This is a genomic window from Dapis hubbardiae BLCC-M172, from assembly GCF_050016015.1.
In the GTDB taxonomy this organism is placed as follows: domain Bacteria; phylum Cyanobacteriota; class Cyanobacteriia; order Cyanobacteriales; family Microcoleaceae; genus Trichodesmium.
Genome location: NZ_JBNHEQ010000050.1, coordinates 14,056 through 28,545 on the forward strand (window position 1 = coordinate 14,056; position 14,490 = coordinate 28,545).

The 14,490-nt window shown below is 39.3% G+C and carries 7 protein-coding genes and 1 pseudogene; 6 read left to right on the plus strand and 2 right to left on the minus strand.

Annotation, left to right across the window (positions count from 1 at the left end):
* Positions 1-259: 259 nt before the first annotated feature.
* The 6 genes from ACP6PK_RS05095 (at position 260) to ACP6PK_RS05120 (ending at position 12,834) form a co-directional block, all read left to right on the plus strand.
* Complete coding sequence (locus tag ACP6PK_RS05095) at positions 260-1,045, plus strand: TatD family hydrolase (protein WP_094672774.1); 786 nt, start codon at positions 260-262, stop codon at positions 1,043-1,045.
* Positions 1,046-2,493: 1,448 nt separating this feature from the next.
* Positions 2,494-5,799: a DNA-directed RNA polymerase subunit beta gene (gene rpoB / locus ACP6PK_RS05100; protein WP_426558330.1), complete on the plus strand. Its 3,306-nt coding sequence runs from the start codon at positions 2,494-2,496 to the stop codon at positions 5,797-5,799.
* A gap of 41 nt (positions 5,800-5,840) precedes the next feature.
* The gene (locus ACP6PK_RS05105) at positions 5,841-6,197 is read left to right on the plus strand and encodes a four helix bundle protein (RefSeq protein ID WP_094677392.1); all 357 of its coding nucleotides are present in this window, start codon (positions 5,841-5,843) and stop codon (positions 6,195-6,197) included.
* Entirely contained in the window at positions 6,187-6,321 is a 135-nt protein-coding gene (locus tag ACP6PK_RS05110) for a hypothetical protein (protein WP_426558332.1), read from the plus strand. The genes ACP6PK_RS05105 and ACP6PK_RS05110 overlap by 11 nt, the downstream gene beginning before the upstream one ends.
* 79 nt (positions 6,322-6,400) lie before the next feature.
* Positions 6,401-8,419, plus strand: coding sequence for a DNA-directed RNA polymerase subunit gamma (locus ACP6PK_RS05115; RefSeq protein WP_426558334.1), 2,019 nt, complete (start codon positions 6,401-6,403; stop codon positions 8,417-8,419).
* Between the two features lie 140 nt (positions 8,420-8,559).
* Positions 8,560-12,834, plus strand: coding sequence for a DNA-directed RNA polymerase subunit beta' (locus ACP6PK_RS05120; protein ID WP_426558336.1), 4,275 nt, complete (start codon positions 8,560-8,562; stop codon positions 12,832-12,834).
* A gap of 526 nt (positions 12,835-13,360) precedes the next feature.
* Here the strand turns inward: ACP6PK_RS05120 and ACP6PK_RS05125 are convergent.
* Together ACP6PK_RS05125 and ACP6PK_RS05130 are read right to left on the minus strand one after the other, a co-directional pair.
* Positions 13,361-14,134 (minus strand): annotated as a pseudogene (locus ACP6PK_RS05125) (hypothetical protein); the annotation flags it as partial.
* Positions 14,135-14,289: 155 nt separating this feature from the next.
* Positions 14,290-14,490 (minus strand): HNH endonuclease (locus tag ACP6PK_RS05130; RefSeq protein WP_426558338.1); only part of this gene is annotated, 201 nt, incomplete at its 5' end.

The following is a 14,490-nucleotide window of genomic DNA, read 5'->3' on the forward strand; positions in this document are numbered from 1 at the left end:
TAATTATACATTTGAAGTAATATTATAATCTGATAGCTGTCTAACTAATTACCACAAGTATATAACAAGTTGAAATGAAATCTTTTGTCAATGTAGAATTCACTCCAATTTTAAGCCAGCTCTTGAAGATAAATTACAGAATGCAGTTAGTGCTATTAAGTGAAACAGTAACTGAGCTGTCAAAGCTCAAGATATCATTCATGGGTAAGTTTGGGTAAGTTGAGTAGAACTGATGAGTCAAATTAACCAGGAAAGCCAAATCCAGCTAATTGATACTCACGTCCATATTAACTTTGACGTATTCAATTCTGACCTGGAAGAAATCCGCCAACGTTGGCAACAAGCAGGAGTAGTCCACCTAGTTCACTCCTGTGTCGAACCACAGGAGTTCCTTGGTATAAAAGCCATAGCAGATCGCTTTCAAGAACTTTTTTATGCAGTTGGGTTACACCCCTTAGATGCTGAAAAGTGGACATCTAGTATGGCTAATCAAATTCAAGAGTTTGCTAAATCAGATCCTAGAGTAGTAGCCATAGGTGAAACAGGATTAGATTATTACAAAGCAAACAATCAAGATCAACAAAAATTTGTTTTTGAACAGCAATTAACCATAGCCCAAAAACTTAACAAGCCATTAATTATCCACTGTCGTGATGCAGCAACTTCAATGGCCAATATTTTAGATGATTTCCAAGAAAATCAAGGATTTGTCAGAGGGGTTATGCACTGCTGGGGAGGTACTCCAGAAGAAACTAGAATGTTTTTAGACTTAGGATTTTATATTAGCTTTAGTGGAATTGTAACATTTAAAAATGCTATACAAATTCAAGAATCAGCTAAAATAGTGCCTGAGGATCGCCTGTTAGTAGAAACAGATTGTCCATTTCTCGCGCCAGTACCAAAGCGGGGCAAACGCAACGAACCTGCTTATGTGAAATATGTGGCCGAAAAAGTTGCTGAACTCAGAGGCGTGACATTCGAGACTCTAGCAGCACAAACTAGCAAAAATGCTTGTCAACTCTTTGGATTTTCTATAAAAAATTAATTTATGGAAGTAAATTGTTTAAGATATAATACCATACGGTCATGGTTGCAGTGAATTGGATAGAAATATGTACAAGAAAGAGTAGAGCTACAGTAGGGAGATTACAGAAATATAAAATATATATTACAATAGTATTATTTGGTAACTAAATTAAATCATTTTTAATAACTGAGCTTCCAGATATATTAAAGGATTAAGGTAATGATTTGATTTTAACTTATAGTTTTTCCTTGTTATTTGTCAAATCAAGATCGCCATTTTATGCCTTAGCAAAAACTATGTAATTATCTACTGTCTTTGCCTATTGGTAAGTTAGCTATTTGTTTAATTATATTTTCAACTCTTAAATATTTAGTGCTACATATGTAGATAGATATAGTCAAGATAATATTCTCAATAAACTAATATATTAACCTACTTTCCTGGAATCTATGATTAATATGTATTATTTTTGACTAAACTAAAATGATTTATCAAATTAGATGGGTATTTTTCTATTAGTAAACAGTGTCTTATTAACTCTTTATGTTTATATCTCAAATGTAAATCTATATACTAAATATTAAATTTATTGCTGTGAATGTATAAGGAGATTATTTACTAAGGATATTTATAATCCTAAGTCAAGCTATAAAAAAGCCTTCTCGTAAATGTTTTTGCCTCAGACTCAACTATATTATTAATATTAATATTATTATGATCAATCATAGAAACAGCATTTATATTCAGAAAAAAATAGTGAAACTTTAATATAGTAAAATTTAGTGGAAATATTTCTCACTATAGCTATTGATACAATCTAGAACTTAATTAACAGAGATTTAGCTCAAGATAATTTTTTTTGTTCGCAGATTTTTAACAAACCACTAACGTAATTTATATAAACAAGTTGAAAACAAAAAAAAAGTGAACTTAGCGTTTGAATCAAAAAAATAAAGATGTTTTAAGTAATTGTAGACGAAACAAAGGAGGAATTGCTAATGAAATGATCGTCTAGTAAAAGTTTAAGCAACTATACTAAATCATCAATTATCATAATAGTCAAAAATTATTTTCTCGTCATAAACGAGAAATAGATATGAGTAAGGTATGGAAAAATTGCACAAAAAACGTCATCCTTGAAACAATTATTCTGGTATAAGAAGGAGTGAAGCCTCAGTTATAATATGGGTTAAACATACCATCTGCTTGAATAAGTTTGACAGACAAAAATTAGATTTATGTCAGGAAAACTATGAACTTGAACTTAAAAGAAAAGAACTAAACAATAAAGCAACTAATGGCAAAATATTTAGTTATTGAGAACAGTTATAAAAATATAATATTAACTAGCTTACTAATGTATAAAGTACCACAATAGTAAATTAATATTGTAGAACTTTAATTCACGATTTTTTCCCAGAAAATAAACTCTTAAAAAAACTTATCTCCCACTAGGATACTCAAGAATGACTCATCAAAAATTAAACGTTGATACCCAAAGTAACCTGCAAATTTTCAATATGCCCGATCTGATTGAAATTCAGAGGGCAAGCTTTCGATGGTTCCTAGAATATGGACTAATAGAAGAACTAGAAAGCTATTCTCCAATTACAGATTATACAGGCAAGCTAGAACTTCACTTTATTGCCAAAAACTATAAACTAAAACAACCAAAATATAGTGTAGAAGAATCCAAACGCCGAGACAGCAGCTATGCAGTGCAAATGTACGTTCCCACCCGCTTAATTAACAAAGAAACTGGGGAAATAAAAGAACAAGAAGTATTCATTGGAGACCTACCCCTAATGACAGATAGGGGAACATTTATCATTAATGGAGCTGAAAGGGTAATCGTTAATCAGATAGTTCGTTCTCCAGGAGTTTATTATAAATCCGAGACAGATAAAAGTGGCCGACGTACATATAATGCCAGTCTAATTCCTAACCGAGGTGCGTGGCTAAAATTTGAGACGGATAAAAATGACCTAGTTTGGGTCAGAATAGATAAAACTCGTAAACTTTCTGCCCAAGTATTACTAAAAGCTTTGGGATTAGGAGACAGTGAAATTTTTGACTCCTTCAGACATCCCGATTATTTCCAAAAAACTATAGAAAAAGAAGGACAATACGGAGAAGAAGAAGCCCTATTAGAACTATATCGGAAATTACGACCAGGGGAACCACCTACTATAGCTGGTGGAGAACAACTACTCCACAGTAGATTCTTTGACCAAAAAAGATATGACCTAGGGCGAGTAGGAAGATATAAGCTAAATAATAAACTAAGGTTAAACTTGCCAAACACAGTACGAGTATTAACTAAAGAAGATATATTAGCCTCCATTGACTATCTAATTAACTTAGAATATGACATTGGTCAGACAGATGATATTGACCACCTAGGAAACCGACGAGTTAGAAGCGTAGGAGAACTGCTGCAAAACCAAATCAGAGTAGGATTAAACCGTTTAGAGCGAATTATTCGGGAGCGGATGACCGTATCCGAAGCAGACACATTAACTCCAACATCATTGGTTAACCCAAAACCATTAGTAGCAGCAATCAAAGAATTCTTTGGGTCATCTCAATTGTCTCAATTTATGGACCAAACAAACCCATTAGCAGAGCTAACCCATAAACGACGCATATCAGCTTTGGGACCTGGAGGATTAACCAGAGAAAGAGCTGGGTTTGCCGTCCGAGATATCCATCCTTCCCACTATGGCCGGATTTGTCCCATTGAAACACCAGAAGGACCTAACGCTGGATTAATTGGCTCTCTAGCTAACCATGCTAAAGTCAACGGTTATGGATTTATCGAAACCCCCTATTATCCGGTAGAAAATGGTCGGGTACTGCGCGATGGTAAACCAATATATATGACAGCAGATGCAGAAGATGATTTGCGGGTGGCACCAGGGGATATTATGACTGATGCGGAAGGGAAGATTTTGGGGGACGTTGTACCAGTACGTTACCGACAAGATTTTACCACGACCAGTCCCCAACAAGTAGACTATGTGGCGGTTTCCCCAGTGCAGGTAGTTTCAGTGGCCACATCATTAATTCCGTTTTTGGAACACGACGATGCTAACCGGGCGTTGATGGGTTCCAATATGCAACGACAAGCGGTGCCATTGTTAAACCCAGACAGACCTCTAGTAGGAACAGGTCTAGAAGCTCAAGCTGCCCGCGATTCAGGTATGGTAGTTGTTACCCGGACGGATGGAGAAGTTAGCTATGTAGACTCAACTAAGATATCTGTGATTGATAAAGAGGGAAATGAAACAGATTATCCACTACATAAATATCAAAGGTCTAACCAAGATACCTGCTTAAATCAAAGACCTCTGGTATATGAAGGAGACCAAGTAGTGGCGGGTCAGGTATTGGCTGATGGTTCTTCTACTGAAGGTGCTGAGTTAGCTTTAGGGCAGAATGTTTTGGTAGCTTATATGCCTTGGGAAGGTTATAACTATGAGGATGCGATTCTGATTAGCGAGCGCTTGGTATATGATGATGTTTATACATCTATTCATATTGAAAAGTTTGAAATTGAAGCCCGACAGACAAAATTAGGACCAGAAGAAATTACTAGAGAAATTCCGAATGTTGGGGAAGATGGTCTGCGGAACTTAGACGAACAAGGAATTATTCGTGTTGGTGCTTGGGTACAGTCTGGGGATATTCTTGTAGGTAAGGTGACGCCCAAGGGAGAATCGGACCAACCTCCAGAAGAAAAGTTGTTACGGGCAATTTTTGGTGAGAAAGCACGGGATGTACGAGATAATTCTCTACGAGTTCCCAATGGTGAAAAAGGTCGTATCGTTGATGTCCGAGTATTTACCAGAGAAAAGGGAGATGAGTTGCCACCAGGAGCAAATATGGTGGTCAGAGTTTATGTAGCTCAAAAGCGGAAGATTCAGGTAGGAGATAAAGTAGCAGGGCGACATGGGAATAAAGGTATTATTTCACGAATTCTGCCCATTGAGGATATGCCTTATTTGCCCGATGGAAGACCTTTAGATGTAGTGTTAAATCCATTGGGTGTACCTTCCCGGATGAATGTAGGACAAATTTTTGAGTGCTTACTAGGATGGGCAGGTGAAATTTTAAGTGTGCGGTTTAAGTGTGTGCCGTTTGATGAGATGCACGGTGCAGAAAAGTCAAGGGAAACAGTGCATCGAATGTTACAATTAGCCAGGGATACTTCTGGTCAAGATTGGGCGTTTGATGAGAACCATCCTGGGAAACTTTGGGTTTATGATGGGCGGACAGGAGAAAGGTTTGACCGTCCGGTGACTGTGGGAGTTGCTTATATGTTGAAACTGGTTCACTTGGTTGATGATAAGATTCATGCTCGTTCCACAGGGCCTTATTCTCTGGTGACACAGCAACCTTTGGGTGGTAAGGCGCAACAAGGCGGTCAGCGCTTTGGAGAGATGGAAGTATGGGCATTAGAGGCTTTCGGTGCTGCTTATACTTTGCAAGAGTTGTTGACTGTGAAATCTGATGATATGCAGGGTCGAAATGAGGCGTTGAATGCAATTGTTAAAGGAAAGGCAATTCCACGACCTGGTACTCCTGAATCTTTCAAGGTGTTGATGCGAGAGTTACAGTCTCTATGTTTGGATATTGCTGCCCACAAAGTAGAAACTATGGATGATGGTACTACTCAGGATGTGGAGGTTGATTTGATGGCAGATATACCAGGAAAGCGAACACCATCTCGTCCTGTATATGAATCATTATCGAGTGAAAATGAAGAATAGTGGATAATGGATAATTGATAATGGATAATTGATAATTAACTATGACAAATAATGTAGTTAAAGAAAAATCATTTGTATTTGCATTAAGAATTGTTAAATTGTCAAAGTATCTTAGTCAAGAGAAACAGGAGTATGTTCTATCAAAGCAGCTACTTCGTAGTGGTACGGCAATTGGAGCTTTGGTGCGCGAAGCAGAACAGGCTGAAAGTCGTGCCGACTTTGTACACAAAATGGCTATTGCTCTGAAAGAGGCTAATGAGACTCTGTATTGGTTAGAACTATTACATCACTCAGATTACATTGATGTCAAAGGATTTAACTCAATTAATCAAGATTGTATAGAACTCTTAAAACTCCTGACAACTATTATCAAATCGACCAAATCAAATGACCAATAAAAAGTTATCAATTATCCATTATTTAATTACCCATTATCAATTATCGGCGTTGCTGAATCAAGGTATGAAAATAAAAATTGAGCAATCTCAAATATTTCTTATTCAAGAGTTGAGCAACTACTAAAAAATACAAATCATACCCAGAATCAGCAACGCCCAATTATCAATTATCAATTATCAATTATCAATTATCAATTATTACCGTGCCAAAACTTGAACAAAGATTTGATTACGTCAAAATTGGGTTAGCTTCTCCAGACAGAATTCGTGGATGGGGAGAAAGAACCCTACCCAACGGTACCGTTGTAGGAGAAGTAACCAAACCAGAAACAATTAATTACCGGACTCTAAAACCAGAAATGGATGGGTTGTTTTGCGAACGCATCTTTGGTCCGGCGAAAGATTGGGAATGTCATTGTGGAAAGTATAAGCGAGTCCGACATCGTGGAATTGTCTGTGAAAGATGTGGAGTCGAAGTAACTGAGTCACGGGTGCGCCGTCACCGCATGGGACATATTAAGTTAGCAGCACCAGTAACTCATGTTTGGTATCTCAAGGGTATTCCAAGTTATATGGCAATTTTGTTAGATATGCCATTGCGGGATGTTGAACAAATTGTTTACTTCAATGCTTATGTGGTATTAGAACCAGGAAATCACGAAAGTTTAAGTTATAAACAACTGTTAGCAGAAGATGTTTGGTTAGAAATTGAAGACCAAATCTATAGCGAAGATTCAGCAATAGAAGGGGTTGAGGTTAGTATTGGTGCTGAAGCTTTACAAGTTTTATTAGCAAATCTAGATCTAGAAGTAGAAGCAGAAAAACTACGGGAAGAAATTGCTAATTCCAAAGGGCAAAAACGAGCCAAGTTAATCAAGCGTTTGCGGGTAATTGATAATTTTGTTGCTACAGGTTCGAGACCAGAATGGATGGTTTTGGATGCAATTCCAGTGATTCCTCCTGACCTGCGTCCGATGGTGCAGTTGGATGGGGGTAGGTTTGCAACTAGCGATTTGAATGACCTTTACCGACGAGTAATTAACAGGAATAATCGTTTGGCTAGGTTGCAGGAAATATTAGCACCGGAAATTATTATCCGCAACGAAAAACGAATGTTGCAAGAAGCAGTTGATGCTTTAATTGATAATGGTCGTCGGGGTCGAACCGTCGTAGGTGCAAATAACAGACCTCTGAAATCTTTGAGCGATATTATTGAAGGAAAACAGGGTCGTTTCCGGCAAAACTTGTTAGGTAAACGGGTTGATTATTCTGGGCGTTCGGTAATTGTTGTCGGACCGAAGTTAGCAATTAATCAATGTGGTTTACCACGAGAAATGGCGATTGAGTTGTTTCAACCATTTGTGATTCATCGCTTGATTCGTCAGGGGTTAGTTAATAATATTAAAGCTGCCAAAAAACTGATTCAAAGGGGAGACCCGAATGTTTGGGATGTGTTAGAGGAAGTGATAGATGGTCATCCCGTGATGTTAAACCGCGCTCCAACTTTGCATAGATTAGGTATTCAAGCTTTTGAACCTATTTTAGTAGAAGGTCGAGCAATTCAGTTACATCCTTTAGTTTGTCCGGCGTTTAATGCTGACTTTGATGGCGACCAAATGGCGGTTCATGTGCCACTGTCTCTGGAGTCCCAAGCGGAGGCTAGGTTATTGATGTTGGCATCGAATAATGTTTTGTCTCCCGCAACTGGTCGCCCAATTATTACCCCTTCTCAAGATATGGTATTGGGTTGTTATTATCTAACAGCAGAAAACCATAAGCTCCAAGGTAGTAAAGACCTTTATTTTGCTAACCCTGATGATGTAGTTTTAGCTTATGAACAAGGTAAACTAGACCTGCATACTTATGTATATTTGAGGTTACCTCCTGACGTGGAGATTGAAACTGATAAACCAGAAGAAATGCCTCCCGATCTACAACAAATATCTGATGAAGCGCTGATGAAGACTTATTGGATGCCATTAGATAGCAAAATATTACCTGATAATTTAGGAGAGTTGAAGTCAGAGCAAAATCTGCAAAATGGGGAGGTGGTGAAGACTTATCATTTGTATAGAATCCATTATATTGAACAGGTCGAGATTAAGAAGGTTTATATTAAATCTCGCCAAGTTCGGGAGAGCAATGGAGTAGTGACTACACAGTTTGTGGTGACAACACCGGGTCGAATAATTCTCAATCAAACAATTCAAAGTGCCCTCTAAATAATTGATAATTGATAATGGATAATTGATAATGAAAGAGTTTTTTAAATCTCTAATTTTCTATATAACTCTCTAATTCTCTAATTATCCATTATTCATTATCCATTGTCCATTAAAAACTTATCCATTATCCATTAATTATGATTTTCTATAATAGAGTTATCAATAAGGGTCAACTAAAAAAGCTAATTTCTTGGTCTTTTGAGAATTACGGTACAGCAAGAACTGCACAGATGGCCAACAAGCTGAAAGATTTAGGATTCCGTTATGCTACAAAAGCAGGAGTTTCTATTAGTGTAGATGACTTGCAAATACCTCCTTCTAAACGACAACTTTTAGATGCAGCAGAGCAAGAAATCCGCAATACAACTGACCGTTATACTAAAGGAAAAATTACTGAAGTAGAACGCTTTCAAAAAGTAATTGATACTTGGAATAGTACCAGTGAAAATCTTAAAGATGAGGTAGTTCGTAACTTTCGAGCGACTGACCCTCTAAATTCAGTTTATATGATGGCATTTTCTGGAGCGCGGGGTAATATTTCTCAGGTGCGTCAGTTGGTGGGGATGCGTGGTTTGATGGCAGATCCACAGGGGGAAATTATTGATTTGCCAATTAAGACGAATTTCAGGGAGGGTTTAACTGTAACTGAGTATATTATTTCTTCTTATGGTGCGCGGAAAGGTTTGGTTGATACAGCATTGAGAACTGCTGACTCTGGTTATTTGACTCGTCGTTTGGTTGATGTTTCTCAGGATGTAATCGTTCGGGAAGCAGACTGTGGCACTAAACGAGGGGTGATAGTGACGAGTATGAAAGATGGCGATCGCGTATTGATTCCGGTAAAGGATCGACTGTTAGGCAGAGTTTTAGCTGAGGATCTCAAACATCCACAAACAGGAGAAATTATTAGTAGTGGTGATATTCAGGCAGTCAGGAATCAAGTGTTTACGGATGATTTGGCTAAAGCAGTAGGTAAAGCAGGTGTGGAAAAGGTATTTGTGCGCTCTCCTTTAACTTGTGAGTCACCGCGTTCTGTCTGTCAAAGTTGCTATGGGTGGAGTCTTGCTCATGGTCATATGGTTGATATGGGAGAGGCTATTGGGATTATTGCTGCTCAGTCTATCGGGGAACCTGGTACACAGTTAACTATGCGGACGTTCCATACTGGAGGTGTGTTTACGGGTGAAGTTGCTCGTCAGTTTGTGGCGTCGTTTCCAGGTGTAGTTAAGTATCCGTCTAATGTTCGTGCTAGGTCATTTCGGACTCGTCATGGGGATGAGGCGATGATTGCCGAGAATAATTTTGAACTGATGGTATTAGGGGCTGAAGGTCGTAAGGAAAGTGTGGCGATTGCTCAAGGTTCTATTTTAATGGTCCAAAATGACCAGCAGGTTTCGGCGGGGACGGTTTTGGCAGAAGTACCAAAGGTAGGTCAGGTTAGAAAAACAACTGAGAAGGTAACAAAAGAGGTAGCTTCAGACTTGGCAGGAGAAGTTAAATTTGCTCAGTTGGTGCAAGAAGAAAAGGTGGATAAGCAAGGAGTAACGACTCGCATTGCTCAAAGAGGTGGTCTGATATGGGTCTTGGCTGGAGAGGTGTATAATCTGCCACCGGGTGCAGAACCAATGGTAAAGAATGGGACTAAGATTAATGTTAATAGTGTAATTGCTGAGACTAAGTTGGTAACTGAGCATGGTGGTGTGGTGCGAGTACCTGATTCTGGTTTGTACGGTGCTGCAGAGCAAGCGGGTATGAATGTTTTGGCTGGAGAAACTCAAGAGTCAATGGTGGATGAGTTAGAGGGGTCGATGGTTAAGGCTTCTACACCTCTGCCATTACCTATAGAAGGACATGATAATTTGCCTCGTGAGATTGAGGTGATTACTGCAAGTGTACGACTAGACCAGGCAAAAGTTCGGATGGAGAGTGTTGCTAACCGGGAGCAGTATATCATTGAGAGTCAAGATAATCAACGATTTGCCCTAAAAGTTACTCCTGGTAGTAAGGTTGGTAATCACGAAGTTATTGCTGAACTTTTAGACGAAAATTATCAAACTTCTACAGGTGGGATTATTAAGTATGCTGGAGTGGAGGTTCTGAAGCGTGGTAAGGCAAAACAAGGCTATGAAGTAGTAAAAGGTGGTACATTGCTATGGATTCCTGAAGAATGTCATGAGATTAATAAGGATATATCTCTGCTCTTGGTAGAAGATGGTCAATATGTGGAAGCTGGAACGGAAATAGTTAAGGATATTTTCTGTCAGTCTAATGGAGTCGCAGAAGTACACCAGAAAAATGATATTCTCAGGGAGGTTGTAATTAAGCCTGGAGAACTACATAGTGGGGACTATCAAACAGATTTAGGAGATTTAACTCTGATGGATGGTCAAATTGCTACGCCAGGACAGGAGGTGATTCCAGGCTTGGTAACTTCTGAGTTAAAGTACATTGAATATATAGAAACGCCGGATGGTCCTGGATTATTATTGCGACCTGTGACTGAGTTTCATGTGCCTGATGAGCCTGGTGTACCTTCTCAGAAATCAATTAATTCTTCCATTGAGTTACGGGCGGTACAACGGATTCCTTTTAAGGATGGGGAACGGGTTAAATCTGTAGAGGCTATAGAGTTGCTGCGCACCCAGTTAGTGTTGGAGATTGGTGAGGATGCTCCTCAATTGGCTGCTGATATTGAGTTATCACCAGACCAAGAAGAAGAGGGTGTAATGCGTTTGCAGTTGGTAATTCTGGAATCTTTGGTTATTCGCCGGGATGTGGTAGCAGATACAACTCATGGTAGTACGAATACTCGGTTGTTGGTTAAAGATGGAGATGTGATAGAGGCTGGAGCTGTGGTGGCTCGCACAGAGATTTTATCTAAGCAATCTGGTGAGGTAAGGGGTATCCGAGAGGGTGTGGAAGCTATTCGTCGTGTTTTGATAGTTCGAGAAGCGGATTTAATTAAAATACCAGTTAATGCTTTACCATCTGTAGCACCAGGGGATTTGTTGGTTGCTGGTAGTGAAATTGCTGCTGGAACAGTTATTCAAAATTCTGGTATGGTATCTCAGGTAGAGAAAATCCTTTTGGAGAATGGGAGTGAAAGTTATCAGGTAATCTTACGCAAAGGCCGACCTTATCGTGTTTCTACGGGTGCGGTCTTGCTGACTATGGACGGAGATTTGGTTCAACGGGGGGATAGTTTGGTGCTGCTGGTGTTTGAGCGGACTAAGACTGGGGATATTATTCAGGGTTTGCCTCGGATTGAGGAGTTGTTGGAAGCACGCAAACCAAAAGAGTCTTGCGTTTTAGTCAAGTATCCTGGTCAAGCTCAAGTTCATGCTAATGATGATAATATAGAGGTGAGCGTGGTTTCGAGTGATGGAACCATTACAGATTATCCTTTAGGTCATGGACAGAATGTGATTGTTGCTGATGGACAAAGTGTTCAGGTCGGGGAAGCTCTAACCGATGGACCTCAAAACCCCCATGAAATTCTGGAGACTTTCTTCAACTATTACCGTGAGCATGAAAGCATTTATGAAGCTTGTCTGAGGAGTTTTGAGGCTTGTCAGAAGTTCTTGGTAAATCAGGTGCAGGCAGTTTATCAGTCTCAGGGTATCGATATTTCGGATAAGCATATTGAGGTAATTGTGCGTCAGATGACGGCTAAGGTGAGGATTGATGATGGTGGTGATACTACTATGTTACCTGGGGAGTTGATCGAGTTGCGACAAGTGGAACAGGTGAATGAGGCGATGTCTATTACGGGTGGAGCAACGGCTCAATATACACCGATGTTGTTGGGAATTACGAAAGCATCCCTGAATACGGATAGTTTTATTTCGGCGGCTAGTTTCCAGGAGACTACACGGGTATTGACGGAAGCTGCCATTGAGGGTAAGTCTGATTGGTTAAGGGGATTGAAGGAGAATGTGATTATTGGGCGGTTGATTCCTGCTGGTACTGGGTTTAATGCTTATGAAGATGCCCTGAGTGCAGAGATTAATCGTTTGGAACAGAGTTGGGATGATGATGTGGATATTTTTGAGGAAGATGATTTGCAGAGTGTGGTTTTAGACGATCAGACGGCGCGTTCATTGGAATTGGAAAATAGTCTCAATTTATCGCCTGCAAATCAGAATTTTGCAGATTCTCAAAGCGGACCTCAAAATCAAAGTCAACTTATCGATGATAGTATCTCTGAGTTTTCTCCTGTTAAAGATAAGCTTGGGTCAGTTTTAGATGATTCAGATTTCCCACCTGGTAATTTTGATTCAGATTTCCCACCTGATAATTTTGATTCTAATTTCCCTAATGACTTAGAGGATGATTTAATAGACGATGATGATAGTGATGATTCTTATGATGGTTATGATGATTTTGATGAGAATGCACCAGATTTAATTTAGAATTCTGAATTCAGAAGTAATTCCTGATGGTCGTTTGAGCATTTATAAATGTCCTAACTAATTAGGGTTTGCTGATTAAATCTAAAAGTATTGAAAGGTAAAGGTTTTAGCATTTTTCTTTCTGTAAAAAGTACAAGGTTTTCCTTCTAAAGAGCTGTATAAAGTCAGGATTTTGGGTTGACCTGAGGCAGAAAAATCAAGGGATAATTCTTCCTCCTGACTCCTGACTCTCACCCATAAGACTTTTTCCGCAAACCCTAATTAACGTAGTGCTGTAGAAAGCAATCAGCATTTAGCTGTCAGCTATCAACCGTCAGCATTCAGTAATACCAAATCCGGGTTAAACACACCCGTTTTAAGCAAACCGCGAAAAACCTGTAGAGACCTTGCATGCAAGGTCTCTACAGGTTGGGATATAACAAGTATTTATACCAGATTTGGTATAAATACTTGTTTGGGTTTTCAGGCATTCAGTTGTCAGTGGTCACCAGTAGGGATGTTGTATACAACGTCCCTACGTCGCTAATTAATCACTATCCGAGAGTATTTGTAAACGAATTGTTTGGTTATTGAGGTCACTTAAACTTATTTCAATAACATTATTTGAAAGTTTGTCCAGACACCCCAATAAATGTCTTAGATGAGGTGTACTAGCACCAGTATCCACAAATAACCGCTCCGAGAGATTGCCTACACGCCTCCAGCTACTATAAAGTTTAGCCATTGTTGTCTCTAATTGAGCAGACTGTTTTACTAGGTCAGAAACTATATTGAGACATTCTAATCTTAAGGCTTCTTCTAATACCATTTCCATATCCAATGATGATTCATTCAAGGCTTGAACTTTGGCTGCAGCATCAAGATATTTGGATAGGTTACGAGCATCTGAGGTTAGTTGCTTGACGGTATCTACCTCCGGACTTTGGACTATTTCCTCTTGAATGGCGCTTAAATGCGATTCTGGTAATTTTTCCATTTCCCGGACTAGGGGAGCTAAATAACGTGGTGGCATCGAACCAGAGGTGGCCTTGGCTCTAATTTCGTCTGGAAGCAAATCCGAACTAACGGCAGTCCATTCGTCTGCTAGTTGCTTGACCTCCCGTCTGGTGATGCGATCGCCTTTTTTGGCTGCATCTGTGACCATTTGTTGGACTTCTGTGGGAGATTTGGCCGTTTCCACAAAAGCCCTTTTGCTAAAGTTATTAATGGAGTCGGGGTCTAAATGTCCTTTATCTATTAAAGTATCAGCACTATTGGCCAATTCTATTAAGGCATAAGCTTGGCTCTTACTAATTTCTCTGTTAAACTAAGCAAGCTCATTTCCAGATTACTCCTTTATAGAGCCTGCTCGTCTTCAGAACCGGACGTGAGACTTTCACCTCATCACGGCTCCTCTCTTAGTCGTCCCTTTTCATGGGCACATCCTTAAAATTCCACCTCAGACCTAATAATTCCTTAATGGTTAACTGTTTTTAAATCCTTGGCAGTTTTAAAGTCGTGGCAATGTCGGTCCAACAATTGTTTGTTTTTATAGGTGTCGTTACCGCCTTTAGACCCAGGGATGATGTGGTCAACCTCGATTAAATCCTTTGGCCTAAAGTTTACTCCACAAGTTGCGCATTTATTCTTTTGCCGTTTTAACAGCGTTGTGACTTC

Coding starts and splice junctions, on each gene's coding strand:
- rpoB (WP_426558330.1), top strand. CDS start 2,494: ATGACTCATCAAAAATTAAACGTTGATACCCAAAGTAACCTGCAAATT.
- ACP6PK_RS05110 (WP_426558332.1), top strand. CDS start 6,187: ATGACCAATAAAAAGTTATCAATTATCCATTATTTAATTACCCATTAT.
- ACP6PK_RS05105 (WP_094677392.1), top strand. CDS start 5,841: ATGACAAATAATGTAGTTAAAGAAAAATCATTTGTATTTGCATTAAGA.
- ACP6PK_RS05120 (WP_426558336.1), top strand. CDS start 8,560: ATGATTTTCTATAATAGAGTTATCAATAAGGGTCAACTAAAAAAGCTA.